The sequence below is a fragment of the Streptomyces cinerochromogenes genome, assembly GCF_014648635.1.
Taxonomy (GTDB): domain Bacteria; phylum Actinomycetota; class Actinomycetes; order Streptomycetales; family Streptomycetaceae; genus Streptomyces; species Streptomyces cinerochromogenes.
Window position 1 is genome coordinate 307,556 of sequence record NZ_BMRM01000002.1, and the last position, 12,466, is coordinate 320,021.

At 73.5% G+C, this 12,466-nt stretch carries 14 protein-coding genes; 5 read left to right on the plus strand and 9 right to left on the minus strand.

Annotated elements, in window-relative coordinates; translation table 11 throughout:
* Positions 1–5: 5 nt before the first annotated feature.
* From IEZ20_RS05165 to kbpA, 3 genes are all read right to left on the minus strand, one after another.
* On the minus strand, positions 6–563 hold the full coding sequence (locus IEZ20_RS05165; protein ID WP_229895879.1) for a hypothetical protein: 558 nt from the start codon (positions 561–563) through the stop codon (positions 6–8).
* A 191-nt stretch (positions 564–754) separates the two neighbouring features.
* On the minus strand, positions 755–3,121 hold the full coding sequence (gene afsK, locus IEZ20_RS05170) for a protein serine/threonine kinase AfsK (RefSeq protein ID WP_189294893.1): 2,367 nt from the start codon (positions 3,119–3,121) through the stop codon (positions 755–757).
* Positions 3,122–3,300: 179 nt separating this feature from the next.
* On the minus strand, positions 3,301–4,035 hold the full coding sequence (kbpA, locus tag IEZ20_RS05175; RefSeq protein ID WP_189294894.1) for an AfsK-binding protein KbpA: 735 nt from the start codon (positions 4,033–4,035) through the stop codon (positions 3,301–3,303).
* Between the two features lie 122 nt (positions 4,036–4,157).
* On the opposite strand from kbpA, the gene IEZ20_RS05180 reads away from it, so the two are divergent.
* The gene (locus tag IEZ20_RS05180; RefSeq protein WP_189294895.1) at positions 4,158–4,805 is read left to right on the plus strand and encodes a TetR/AcrR family transcriptional regulator; all 648 of its coding nucleotides are present in this window, start codon (positions 4,158–4,160) and stop codon (positions 4,803–4,805) included.
* 73 nt (positions 4,806–4,878) lie between these two features.
* Here IEZ20_RS05180 and IEZ20_RS05185 read toward each other — a convergent pair whose 3' ends face one another.
* On the minus strand, positions 4,879–5,331 hold the full coding sequence (locus IEZ20_RS05185; protein ID WP_189294896.1) for an Lrp/AsnC family transcriptional regulator: 453 nt from the start codon (positions 5,329–5,331) through the stop codon (positions 4,879–4,881).
* Between the two features lie 82 nt (positions 5,332–5,413).
* On the opposite strand from IEZ20_RS05185, the gene IEZ20_RS05190 reads away from it, so the two are divergent.
* Positions 5,414–6,031, plus strand: a complete 618-nt coding sequence (locus IEZ20_RS05190; protein ID WP_189294897.1) for a LysE family translocator — start codon at positions 5,414–5,416, stop codon at positions 6,029–6,031.
* 63 nt (positions 6,032–6,094) lie between these two features.
* Here the strand turns inward: IEZ20_RS05190 and IEZ20_RS05195 are convergent, their stop codons facing one another.
* Together IEZ20_RS05195 and IEZ20_RS05200 are read right to left on the minus strand one after the other, a co-directional pair.
* Entirely contained in the window at positions 6,095–6,574 is a 480-nt protein-coding gene (locus IEZ20_RS05195; RefSeq protein ID WP_189294898.1) for a nitroreductase/quinone reductase family protein, read from the minus strand.
* On the minus strand, positions 6,574–7,758 hold the full coding sequence (locus IEZ20_RS05200) for an acyl-CoA dehydrogenase family protein (RefSeq protein ID WP_189294899.1): 1,185 nt from the start codon (positions 7,756–7,758) through the stop codon (positions 6,574–6,576). Before IEZ20_RS05200 ends, IEZ20_RS05195 begins: the two co-directional genes overlap by 1 nt.
* 75 nt (positions 7,759–7,833) lie before the next feature.
* Between IEZ20_RS05200 and IEZ20_RS05205 the strand changes: the two genes are divergently transcribed.
* Positions 7,834–9,003 carry a thiolase C-terminal domain-containing protein gene (locus IEZ20_RS05205; protein ID WP_189294900.1) on the plus strand — a complete coding sequence of 390 codons (1,170 nt, stop codon included), beginning with the start codon at positions 7,834–7,836 and terminating at the stop codon, positions 9,001–9,003.
* A 71-nt stretch (positions 9,004–9,074) separates the two neighbouring features.
* On the opposite strand, the gene IEZ20_RS05210 is transcribed toward IEZ20_RS05205, so the two are convergent.
* Positions 9,075–10,049: a magnesium transporter CorA family protein gene (locus tag IEZ20_RS05210; protein WP_229895880.1), complete on the minus strand. Its 975-nt coding sequence runs from the start codon at positions 10,047–10,049 to the stop codon at positions 9,075–9,077.
* A gap of 135 nt (positions 10,050–10,184) precedes the next feature.
* Here IEZ20_RS05210 and IEZ20_RS05215 point away from each other — a divergent pair, with 135 nt between their 5' ends.
* The gene (locus tag IEZ20_RS05215; protein ID WP_189294901.1) at positions 10,185–10,850 is read left to right on the plus strand and encodes a pyridoxine/pyridoxamine 5'-phosphate oxidase; all 666 of its coding nucleotides are present in this window, start codon (positions 10,185–10,187) and stop codon (positions 10,848–10,850) included.
* Between the two features lie 107 nt (positions 10,851–10,957).
* Positions 10,958–11,464 (plus strand): carboxymuconolactone decarboxylase family protein, encoded by a 507-nt coding sequence (locus IEZ20_RS05220; protein ID WP_189294902.1) that lies wholly within the window; start codon positions 10,958–10,960, stop codon positions 11,462–11,464.
* Here IEZ20_RS05220 and IEZ20_RS05225 read toward each other — a convergent pair.
* Together IEZ20_RS05225 and IEZ20_RS05230 are read right to left on the minus strand one after the other, a co-directional pair.
* A complete protein-coding gene (locus tag IEZ20_RS05225) occupies positions 11,445–11,903 on the minus strand; it encodes a Zn-ribbon domain-containing OB-fold protein (RefSeq protein ID WP_189294903.1) in 459 nt (152 codons plus the stop codon). The two genes, IEZ20_RS05220 and IEZ20_RS05225, sit on opposite strands and share 20 nt — an antisense overlap.
* The gene (locus IEZ20_RS05230; RefSeq protein WP_189294904.1) at positions 11,903–12,352 is read right to left on the minus strand and encodes a DoxX family membrane protein; all 450 of its coding nucleotides are present in this window, start codon (positions 12,350–12,352) and stop codon (positions 11,903–11,905) included. The genes IEZ20_RS05225 and IEZ20_RS05230 overlap by 1 nt, the downstream gene beginning before the upstream one ends.
* Positions 12,353–12,466 lie beyond the last annotated feature (114 nt).

Sequence of the window (12,466 nt, forward strand, 5' to 3'; positions counted from 1 at the left end):
CGGGGTCACCAGTGGTAGGAGGCGACCTCGTCCAGATCGCAGTGGTCGACCTTCGGGGCGCTCTCCTTGGCGTTGTCCACCGGCACCCGGATCGTCCTCGTGCCGTTCGCGGGCACGCTGACCTCCTTGATGGTGCCGTTGACCGTCATGTCGTCCGCGTCCTCGAAGACGATGTGGACGTCGAAGCTGCTCTCGGCGGCGTTCGGGTTGGTGACCTCGATGGTGGCGTAGGGCTTCTCGACCGTCGCGCAGCTCACCAGCCGGGCCGTGCCGTCCTCGTGGCCGGAGGGGGTCGAGGCGGAGGAGCCGGACGATCCGCCGGAGGTGTCGTCGCCGTAGTCGTCGTCATCGTCGTAGTCGTGGTGCGTGCCGGAGCCGTAGCCGTAGCCGCCGCCCGACGACGTGGACGAGGAGCTGTCGTGGTCCTGGCTGGAGCTGCTGCACCCGCCGCCGCTGCCGTGGCTGCCGCTGTGTCCGTGGCCGCGGCTCCTGAACCCGGTCAGCGCCAGGACGACCAGGACCGATACCGCCGTGAGTCTGAGCATGTGTCCCCGTCGATGCATGCCTGGCACTCTAGGGGATGGCTGTCACGGTCATGTCACTGTGTGGCGACCGCCGCGTGCCCGGCGTAGCGTCTGCCCTGAGAGCGGGGGCCGAACCCCGCTCCCCCGCGACGACGGCCGTCGTCCCAGGCCCTTCCGTGCAACCGGTACGACGGCCGTCACCCACCCGGGCGGCCCGTGGCCGGACCCGCTCAGGCCGTCCGCGCGGTCCCCGTCCCCTTCTCCGCGTCCAGCGCGTACACGCACCGGTCCTTGCTGCACGCGTACACCACGCCGTCCTTGACCACCGGGGAGCCGGTGATCTCGCCGCCGGTCGCCAGCTTCCAGCGCAGCCGGCCGTCGTCGGCCTTCAGGGTGTAGAGGAGGTGGTCGGTGGAGCCGAAGTGGATACGGCCCTCGGCGACGGCGGGCGCGCCCACGACCTCGCCGCCCGCCTGGAAGCGCCACTTGGGGGTGCCGGTGACCGCGTCCAGGGTGTAGAGGCCCGTGCCGCTGCCGACGTGCACGTGTCCGGCGGCCACCAGGACCGGCTCGATGGACGCGCGGGCCTCGGTGGCGATGCGCCAGCGGTCGCGGCCGTCGGTGGCGTCGAGGGCGTAGACCGTGCCGAGGTAGTCGGCGAGGTACACGCCGCCGCCGGTGACGGCCGGGCCGGGGGCGAAGGCGGGCGGGCTCAGGAAGACCGCCGGGGCCTCGAAGTGCCAGCGGACCCTCCCGCTCGCCGCCTCGACGGCGAGCACGCGGGTGCCGGCGGAGACGTAGACGTACCCGTCGGGGGCGGGGGTCAGGCGGACCGGGACGCCGCCGCAGGAGGCCGCGTCGCCGATGGGGTACGACCAGCGTTCCTCGCCGGTGCGGGCCTCCAGGGCGCGCAGCCGGGCGTCCTGCCAGACGTACACCGTGCCGTCGTGGACGACCGGGCCCGCCTCGGGGGACTCGAAGTCGGTCTGGCAGCCGGTGATCTCCCACAGCTTCTGCCCGGCGGCGGCCTCCCAGGCCTGGACGCCGCCGCCGCGGGTGCCGGTGACGACGGTGCCGCGGTCGGCCTTGAGGGAGTACACCCAGGCGTCCGTGGACAGCCGCCACAGGTCGGTGCCCTCGCGGGCGTCCAGGGCGAACAGGGTGGGGCCGTCGGAGGCGTGGATGCGGCCGTCCGCCACCGCCATGGACCAGGCGACGTCCCGGGTCTTGAAGCGGCGGCGGCCCGTGCCGACGTCCAGGGCGTGCACCTCGAAGGAGGTGACGTAGACCAGGTCGTCGGCCACGGCGGGGGTGCCCCACACGTCGTTGGACATGCGGAAGCGCCAGGGACGCCAGCCGCTCGCCGTCTCCGGGGGCGTCGGCGGTACGGGCGGTACGGCGGGGTCGGCGCCGGCCACGCCGGGGCGGGGCCGGGACCAGCTGGCGACCAGGCCGGCCTCGGGCGGGGGCGCCTTGACGGCGGCGGCGCGGGCGTCGGCGACGCGGGGGCCGGGGCCGATGGGCACCGGGGCGCCGGCCAGCCGGACCGGACCGGTGTCGGGGGCGACACCGGCGGGCACGGACACCGGGGCGCTCACCGGGGCGGGGACCGGGGGGTCGTAGGGCGGGGGCGGGGGCACGGCCTGCCGGTCGCCGCTGCGCGGACCGCCGGTCGGGGCCGCGGCGGGCTTGGCGGCGGGGCGTCCGCCGCGGCGGGACTCGATGAGGGCGACCGCCTTCTCGGGCAGCCAGGCGGAGGCGGTGCCGCTGTCGTCGGAGCCGGAGCCGAACAGATGCGGGGCGAGCTGGGCCTGGAGGTCGGCCGGGGTGGGGCGGCCGGTGGCCTCCATCTGCATGCAGGCCTCGATCAGCGGGCGCAGCTCGTCCGGGAGCCCGGTGAGGTCCGGGCCCTCGCGGAGCAGCATGAAGACGGTCTCGACGGGGTTGGCGCCGTGGAAGGGCGGGTGGCCGGTGGCGGCGAAGACGAGGGTGGAGCCGAGGGAGAAGACGTCGCTGGCGCCGGTGACGCTGCGGGAGTCCTTGGCCTGCTCGGGGGACATGTAGGCGGGGGTGCCGACGGCGACGTTGGTCATGGTCAGGCGCGTGTTGGAGACGCCGGAGGCGATACCGAAGTCGATCACCCGGGGGCCGTCCTCGACCACGAGCACGTTGGAGGGCTTGAGGTCGCGGTGGACCAGCCCGGCGCCGTGGATGGACTGGAGGGCCTCGGCGACGCCCGCCGCGAGCCAGCGCACGGCCTGGGCCGGGAGCGGCCCGCACTCGTTCACTATCTCTTCCAGCGAGGGCGCGGGGACGTAGGCGGTGGCCAGCCAGGGCACGGCGGCGCGCGGGTCGGCGTCGACCACGGCCGCGGTGTAGAAGCCGGAGACCGCGCGGGCCGCCTCCACCTCACGGGTGAAGCGGACGCGGAAGAGCTGGTCCTCGGCCAGCTCGGTGCGCACCGTCTTGATCGCCACGCGCCGGCCGGACGCCGAGCGCGCGAGATAGACCAGCCCCATGCCGCCGGCGCCCAGCCGGCCCAGCACCTCGAACGGCCCGATCCGCCGCGGATCGTGCTGCGTCAGCTGATCCACCACTTGCCTGCCACCTCCCCGTACGAGCCGCGCCACTCTCCATATGTACGCGACCGGAGTGCAGCGTCTCACCACCGCACCGCCATGGCGGCACGCACCCCGATTCTTCCTGGCCGGGCGGCCGGTTGCGAACCCGGTGACAATCAGGGTGTCTCATGACCAATCCGGCCAAAGCGGACGGATCAGCGGTGCAGCAGCGCGAACGACGCCCCCTGATTGTCGGTGACGACGGCCACTCGTCCGTACGACGTCTCGAAGGGTGGCGCCTGGACGCGCCCGCCGAGCCGCTGTACGGCGCCCAGGGCGTCGTCCAGATCCGTGACCCGGAAGTGGACGAGGAAGTGCGGAGGCATCTCGGCCGGGAACACCTCGGTGACGTGCGCACGGCCGAAGTCGGGCTCGGCGTCGGCGCCGAACAGGGCGTCGTGGAAGAGGCCGCCGTAGAAGGTGTTGGCCGCGGCGGTGTCCCGGGTGTACAGCTCGGCCCAGACGAAGGTGCCCGGCGCGTACCGCCGCCCGAAGCCGGGGTGGGTTCCGGGCTGCCACAGACCGAAGACCGCGCCCTCGGGGTCGGCGGCGAGGGCGGCGGTGCCGAGGTCGCCGACCGGGAACGGGGCCATGACCACCTGTCCGCCGGCCGCCGTGATCCTCCGGCCGAGGCCGCCCGCGTCGGTGGTCGCGAAGGACACCGTCCAGACGGTGGGCATACGGCCGTCCGTCTTGGGCGCGAGCGAGGCGACGCGCTCTCCGTCCAGCAGGGCCCACACGGAGGAGCCGTACGCCTTCTCGAAGGTCCATCCGAAAAGCTCACCGTAGAACCGCTTGCCCGCCTCGACGTCGGGCAGCTGGGCGTCCACCCAGCAGGGGACGCCCTCCCTGTATGCCTCTTCGTTCGCGGATGCCCTGTTTTCGGCCATGCCGTCAAAGTAACCGGGCCGCGCGCACCCCGCAGACCAGGCACACCATCCCCGATACCCCCGTGCACCCCATTTGCAGTCGGCCGAATCGCGCTCCGATCACCCCTCGGTAAGCTGACGGCATGACAGGACAAGTGCGTACCGTCGACGGCCGCGTGGCCGGCCGGCGTGGGCAGGCGACCCGGCAGAAGCTGCTCGACTGCCTCAGCGAGATGCTCAGCTCCTCCCCGTACCGGGACGTCAAGGTCATCGATGTCGCCCGGAGGGCGGGCACTTCGCCCGCGACCTTCTACCAGTACTTCCCCGACGTCGAGGGCGCCGTCCTGGAGATCGCCGAGCAGATGGCGGCCGAGGGTGCCGGACTGACCGAACTGCTCGAAGGGCGCAGCTGGGCCGGCAAGTCCGGCTGGGCCACCGCACAGGAACTCGTGGACGGGTTCCTGGAGTTCTGGCGGAAGAACGACGCCATCCTGCGGGTGGTCGACCTCGGCGCGGCCGAGGGGGACAAACGGTTCTACAAGATCCGCATGAAGATCCTGAACTCGGTCAACAACTCCCTCGCGGACTCCATCGCGGAGCTCCAGGCCAAGGGCCGGGTCGACAAGGACGTGAACCCGGCGGCGGTGGCCGGTTCGCTGGTCGCGATGCTCGCGGCGGTGGCGGCCCACCAGAAGGGTTTCTCCTCCTGGGGTGTGAAGCAGGCCGAACTGAAGCCGAACCTGGCGCTGTTGGTGCACCTGGGAGTGACCGGGAAGAAGCCCTCCAAGTAAGCACACACCCGTTGTCAGGGTCCAAGTCCTGTCTGGCAGGCGGTGGTTCACACGGTGAGCCACCGCCTGCCGTCTACGCCGGCAACGGCCGGTCCCGCACCACGTGCTTCATCACCAGCGTCGACGTCAGCCGCTGCACGCCGGGCAGGGTCGCCAGCCGCTCGTCGTACAGCCGCTGGAAGGCGGCCAGGTCGGCGGTGGCCACCCGGAGCAGGTAGTCCGGCTCGCCGAACAGCCGCTGGGCGTCCAGCACGTGCTCCAGCCCGCCGACCGCCCGCTCGAACTCCGCGACCGTGTCCCGGTCCTCCTGGCGCATGGACACGAAGACCAGCGCCTCGAAGTTCAGGCCGAGCGAGGCCGGGTCCACCACCGCGCGGTACCCCTGGATGGCGCCGGACCGCTCCAGCTCGCGCAGCCGCCGGTGGCAGGGCGAGACGCTGAGCCGCACCCGGGCGGCCAGCTCGGTCACGGTCAGCCGCCCGTCCTGCTGCAGCTCGGCAAGGATTTTCCGGTCCACGTCGTCCATGAGAAAGATATTTGCCCAGAGGCCGCGATCATGAGCAAATTCCGGGAACACTTTCGGGCCATTCACGCCTAATGTCCCCGATATGGACTCGGCACTGCTCTTCTCCTTCCTCCTCGTGGACCTGCTGCTGGTGTGCGTACCGGGCGCCGACTGGGCCTACGTCATCACGACCGCGCTGCGCGGCGGCTCGGTACTGCGCGCGGTGGCGGGCCTGGTCTGCGGCTACGCCCTGCACACCGCCCTGGCGACGGCGGGCCTCGCCGTGCTGGTGGCCGGCTCGCCCCGGCTGCTGACCGTCCTGACGGTGGCGGGCGCGGGCTATCTGCTCCGGCTCGGCTGGGGTGTCCTGCGCCGACCGGCCGTCCCGGACGCGGACACGACGGCGGCCGCCGAGGGCCGGCTCTTCCTGCGCGGCGCCACCATCAGCGGCCTGAACCCCAAGGGCCTGCTGCTCTACCTCTCCGTCCTCCCCCAGTTCCTCACCCTGCGGGGCGGCCACCTCCCCGTCCCCGTCCAGACGGCGGCCCTCGGCCTCCTCCACATGGCCTGCTGCGCGGCCGTCTACCTCACCGTGGGCGCCCTCGCCCGCGCCCTCCTCGCGGCGCGGCCCGCGGCGGCCCGGGCGGTGACGCGGACGTCGGGGGCGGCGATGCTGGGGATCGGCGCGTTCCTGCTGGTGGAGCGGCTGGCGACGCTCTAGATGCGTGGATCACGAGCGCTGTCGACAGCCGCAGGGCCTGATCATCCGCGCCCCTTCGGGGCGTTACCCGCGCGTCAGCCGGAACAGCCGGATCTCCCGCTCCACCCGCGCCTGGTACACGGCGTACGGCGGCCAGAACGCCAGCAGCGCCTGCCAGGCGGCGGCCCGCTCCTCCCCCGTGAGCAGCCGGGCCGTGACCGGGACGTCCCGGCCCTTCCAGCTCACCGAGGCCTGCGGGTGGGCGAGGAGGTTGTGGGTCCAGGCGGGATGGCCGGGGCGGCCGAAGTTGGAACCGGCCAGGATCCAGCTCCCGCCGTCCCCCTCCGGCATGCAGGCCAGCGGGGTCCGGCGGGGCCGTCCCGTCCTCGCTCCCGTCGAGGTGAGGATCACCCCGGGCAGCATCCGGGCACTGAGCAGCACCCGGCCCCGGGTGACCCGGTGCACGCCCCGGTCGAGGGCCGGGACGACGTGCGGGGCGATCCTGGCGAACAGCCGGGTGGAGGACACCTTCCGGACGAGCCGGACGCCGAGGGCCGTGGCCATCAGACGGCCACCTCCCCGCCCGCGAACAGCCCGGCCGTCTCGGCGGCCCGGTCGCGCAGCCGGTGCACCGGGCCGAACAGCAGCTCGTCGCCGGCCGCCCGCTTGAAGTACAGGTGGGCGTCGTGCTCCCAGGTGAAGCCGATTCCGCCGTGCAGCTGGATCCCGTCACCGGCGGCCCGGCGCAGCGCCTGCAGCCCCTGCGCGAGGGCGAGCGCGCCGGCCCGCTGCCCCCGGCCGGCCGCCCAGGCCGCGTAGTAGGCGGCGGAACGGGCCGCCTGGACCTCGACGTACACGTCCGCCAGCCGGTGCTTGACGGCCTGGAAGGAACCGATGGGACGTCCGAACTGCTCGCGCTGTCCGGCGTACTCGACGGTCCGCTCCAGTATCCGGTCGGCCGCCCCGACGGCCTCGGCGGCGAGCACGGCGGCGACGGTGTCGCCGAGCGCGCTGAGGGCGGGGCGCACGTCCGTGTCCGCCGAGCCGAGCAACTCGGCGCCCACCTCCCGCAGTTGTACGCGCCCCTGCGGGCGGGTGGCGTCCAGCGCGGTCTGCCGGGTCCGGGCCAGGCCGGCCGCGTCCCCCGGGACGAGGAACAGCAGGGTCCGCGAGCGGGCGAAGCCCCCGGTGTGCGCGGGGACGAGCAGCAGCCCGGCGCTGTGCCCGTCCAGCACCTGCGCGGCCTCCCCGTACAGCCGCCAGCCGTCCTCCGCCCGCCGCGCCTGCACCCCGCCGGCCCGTCCGCCCCCGGCGCTGTAGGTGTCGTTCCCGCGGGTCAGGGCGAGGGCGGTGGTGAGGGCGGGCCCGGGGACGGCGAGCGCGGCGGTGAGGGTGCCGGCGGCGATGCGGGGCAGCAGGCCGGCGCGCTGCTCCTCGGTGCCGAGGGCGAGGACCAGCGGGGCGGTGAGGACGGAGGTGGCGAGCAGCGGCGAGGGGGCGAGCGCGCGCCCCACCTCCTCGCAGGCGAGGGCCAGTTCGGTGACCGAGCAGCCGGTACCGCCGTACCGCTCGGGCAGGGCGAGCCCGGGCAGGCCGAGCCGGCCGGCGAGGGCCGACCACAGGAGGGGGTCGTGTCCGGCGGGGGTGTCGACGGCGGCCCGCACCTCGGCCGGGCCGCAGCGCTTGCGCAGCAGCTCGCGCAGGGTCCGGCGGATCTCGTCCTGCTCGGCGGTGAGGCGCGTGTCCATGGCCTTCCCTCCACATCTGACGGGGCGTCATATTAGGAGGGCCGAGGCGAGATGCCCAGAGGGAGGAGCCCGCTCATGGGCCGAGGGAGCAGGAAGGCCGCCGTGGTCGGCGTGGCCCTGGCCGACTGCGGACGGGTGGACGACGCGACGCCGTACGCGCTGCACGCGCAGGCGGCCCGCCGGGCCCTCGCCGACGCGGGCCTGGACCGGACCGTGGTCGACGGTTTCGCCTCCGCCGGACTCGGCACGCTGGCGCCGGTGGAGGTCGCCGAGTACCTGGGCCTGCGGCCCACCTGGGTGGACTCCACCTCGGTCGGCGGCGCGACCTGGGAGGTGATGGCGGCGCACGCGGCGGACGCGATCGCGGCGGGCCACGCGAACGCCGTCCTGCTGGTCTACGGCTCCACGGCCCGCGCGGACATCAGGGCGGGCCGCCGCACCGGCACCCTGTCCTTCGGCGCGCGCGGCCCCCTCCAGTTCGAGGCGCCGTACGGCCACACGCTGATCGCGAAGTACGCGATGGCGGCCCGCCGGCACATGATCGAGTACGGCACCACGATCGAGCAGCTGGCCCAGGTGGCGGTCCAGGCGAGGGCGAACGCCGCGCTGAACCCGGAGGCGATGTTCCGCGATCCGATCACCGTCGACGACGTCCTGTCCGGCCCGATGGTCGCGGACCCCTTCACCAGGCTGCACTGCTGCCTGCGCTCGGACGGCGGCGCGGCGGTCCTGCTGGCGGCCGAGGAGTACGTACGGGACTGCCGTACGGTCCCCGTCCGGATTCTCGGCACCGGCGAGCACGTCTCCCACGCGGCCATGTCGGAGTGGCCGGACTTCACGGTCTCCCCGGCGGCGGTGAGCGGCCGGCTGGCCTTCGAGCGGGCGGGGGTCACCCCGGCGGACATCGACTTCGCCGAGATCTACGACGCCTTCACCTACATGACCCTGGTGACCCTGGAGGACCTGGGCTTCTGCGCGAAGGGCGAGGGCGGGGCGTTCGTGGGGAAGGGCCGGCTGCTGGTCCGGGGCGGGGAGCTGCCGGTGAACACGGACGGGGGCGGGCTGTCGGCCCAGCATCCCGGGATGCGGGGCCTGTTCCTGCTGGTGGAGGCGGTGCGGCAGCTGCGCGGTGAGGCCGGGGAACGGCAGGTGCGGACCCGGGACGGACAGCTGCCGAGGCTGGCGGTGGCGTCCGGGGCGGGCGGGTGGTTCTGCTCGTCGGGGACGGTGGTTCTGGGCCGGTGAGGGGGCCGAGGCCGGTGAGGACGGTGGTCCCGGGCCGGTGAGGAGGCCGGGACCGGCCGGTGGGGGTCCCTTCAGTTCTCGTCCAGCAGGCGGCGCCAGATGCGGGTGCGGTGCAGCACGTAGACGGAGCCCGCCAGAACGGCCGCCTGGAGCCCCACCGCGAGCAGCCAGAAGTCGTCCCTGGTCTCCAGCTTGTCCGACAGGAAGGTGAAGTTCATGCCGAAGAACCCGGTCAGGAAGGACAGCGGCAGGAAGATCACCGACACGACGGCCAGCCGGTTGATCACGGCGTTCTGCTCGCCGGCGACGAGCGAGGAGTAACTGGCGAACGCCCGCCGGGTGGCGTCCTGGAGGGACTCGATGTCGGCGAGCACCAGCCGCCCGGCGTTCTGGAACCCCTGAGCGCTCCGCTGCCGCTCCTCCGGGAAGGCGGGGCTCATCATCCGCCGGGTGAGGATCTCGTCGATCACCTGGAGGTAGGGCAGCAGCGCATGGTGCAGCAGGGCGGAACGACGGCGCAGCTGCGCCAGCCGGTAGACCTGCTCGGGCCGCCGGTTCTCGAACATGCCGTCCTCCAGTTCCTCGGTCTCCAGCAGAGCCCCCACGGCGGCCCTGCGGAAGGTGTTCAGGGCCTCCTGGAGTACGAGGAAGAGCGCGGCCACGGAGTCGGCCGGAGGCTCGTGCCGGAACGCCGTGGTGATGTTCCGGGTCAGACCGAGCCGCCCCCGGTGCACGGTGACCAGGAACCGCTCGGCCGCCACCGCGTGGACGTGGGCGATCTCGTCGCCGTGCACCACGGGCACGACGAAACCGGCCCGGTCCCCCAGGAACTCGGCCCGTGCCGGCTCCCCCTCCCTGCCGAACCATTCCAGTTCCTCGGCGTCCAGGCCCAGCTGGTCGGCGACCGGCGTCCCCGGCGCCGGCTCCCCCTCCGGCAGCTCGATGTCGACGACGACGAACGGGGCCTCGGCCAGCCGTTCCCGTGCCCCCGCGAGATCCGTACGGGTGACGGCCGCCCCCGGCATCGACACCACCGTTACGATCATCGCCCCTCACCGTCGTTCCCGAAGCCCGTGCCTTCGAGCGTCCCCGGCTTTCGGCGTTCCCGCACGCCGGGGCACTCGCGCGCGTCGCGGGAGGGCTGCCGAACGGATGACGGCGCCGGTGGCGATACTCGGCACATGGAAACGGATCTCCACGCCATTCTGAGGTCGCTGCGGGTCTGGGACCCGGACGTCACGGACCTGCGCCCCTTCGACCCCGACACCGCCCCGCCGACCCCGCTGCCCCTGTTCGCGACCTGGTTCGCGGAGGCGGTGGCGGCCGGGCAGCCGGAGCCGCACACCATGTCGCTGGCGACCGTGGACGAGGAGGGCAGGCCGGACGTGCGGATCGTGATGCTGCACGGCGCCGACCCGGACGGCTGGTCCTTCGCCACGCACGCGACCAGCCGCAAGGGCCGCGCGCTGGCCGCCCGGCCGTACGCCGCCCTCACCTTCTACTGGCCGGTGCTGGGCCGCCAGGTGCGGGTGCGGGGGCCGGTCGTCTCCGCGCCGTCCGAGGAGAGCCAGGCCGACCTGCACGCGCGGTCCACGGGCGCGCTGGCCGCCGCGCTGACCGGCCGGCAGAGCGAGGAGCTGGCCTCGCCGGCGGAGCTGCGGCGGGCGTCGGAGGCGGCCTGGGAACGGGCCCGGGCGAACCCCGGGGAGCCGTCGCCGACCTGGACCCTGTACCGGCTGCGCCCGGAGACCGTGGAGTTCTTCCAGGGGGACCCGGACCGGCGGCACGTGCGTCTGGAGTACCGCAGCACGGAGTTCGGCTGGAGCCGGACGCTGCTGTGGCCCTGAGGAGTCTCCCGCCGCGGCCCTGAGAAATCCTCTTCCCCGCCGGTCACACTTCCGCGCCGCCGTCCGTCAGGGCGGTGACAGCAGTTCACGAGCAGGAGGAGACGGCGATGGAGAAGCGTTCGATCACGGCCGAGGTCCCGATGGTCCCCCGTATGCCCGAGGACCCGGCGCAGCTGGTGCCCGAGCTGGCGGAGGTGTCGGCGGCGCTGTTCCGGGTGACCGGCAACGGTTCGGTGCCGCGCTCCACGATCAGCCTGGTCCAGCTGCGGGCCGGCCAGATCGTCGGCAGCACCTACCTGACGGTGCTGCACACGGGCTTCCTGCGCAAGGCCGGGCAGTCGGAGGAGCGGATCACCTCGGTGGCGTCCTGGCAGGACTCGCCGTACTTCACCGCCGCCGAGCGGGCCGCGCTGGCCCTGGTGGAGGCCGTGCTCCAGCCGTCCGCGTCCGGCGAGCGGGTCTCCGACGAGCTGTACGCGCAGGCGGCCGAGCACTACGAGGGCAAGGCGCTGGCCACGCTGATGTTCGCGATCGGCCAGGTGAACTTCTTCGTGCCGATCGCGCTCATCGCCAAGCCGGTGCCGGGCAGGTCCTTCACCGACCCGTGGAACTGAGCCGGGCGGGGGCGGGCCCGTCGCCGCGCGGCCCGGGCCGGAACACCGGGATGCCGTCCCGGAACACCACTTCCAGCGGCATTCCGGCCCGCACGGTGTCCTCCGGGCACTCCACCAGCTCCGTCATCATCCGGGGGCCCTCGGCCAGGTCGACCACCGCGGCCAGGTAGGGGACGCGGGCCGCGAACGGGGGCAGGTCGTTGCGGTGGACCGTGGACCACGTGTACAGCACGGCCCGGCCGCTCGCCTCCTCCCAGCCGACCTGCTCGCTCCAGCAGTGCGGGCAGAACTCGCGGGGATAGTGGTGGGCCCGGCCACAGGCCCCGCAGCGGCGGATCAGCAGGCGGCCCTCGGCGGCCGCCTCCCAGTAGGGGCGGGTGAGGGCGTCGGTCTCCGGGAGGTCGTGGCGCGGGCCGTCCGCCTCGTCGTGACCGCCCATCAGAACCATCCCAGTGCCGCGTCCAGTGACCAGGTCTGCCAGGACATGCCGAAGAACCCGACGAGGGAGATCAGGGCCATCATCGAGTTCTGGCCCTGTTCCGCCCAGTCGTGGACCATGAGGACGAAGTAGAGCGCGTTGAGGAGCAGGCCGCCGATCAGGGCGACCGGGGTCAGGAAGCCGGCGACGAGGCCGAGGCCCAGGGAGAGTTCGGCGTAGGCGACCACGTACGCCATCAGCTTCGGGTGGGGCCTCACCACCGTGTCGAAGCCCGCCCGGACCGGGGTCCACCGGTGCTTCGCCGCGACGTCCGCCGCCCAGGCGATCCCGCTGCCCCGCTCGAACCAGGCCTTCTTGTCCTTGTGCCGCCAGCTCTCCAGCCACCACAGGCCGAGTCCGATCCGCAGCACCGCCAGCCATTCCGCGCCGTCGAGCCCTATCGCATCCATAAAACTGACGGTACGTCAGATACCATGGGAAGCCCACCCCGCGAGTCCGCCGGAACGGACCGGCCCCGGCGGCTTCACCGCCTGGATCGCCGAGGTCGCGGGCCACCGCGCCGA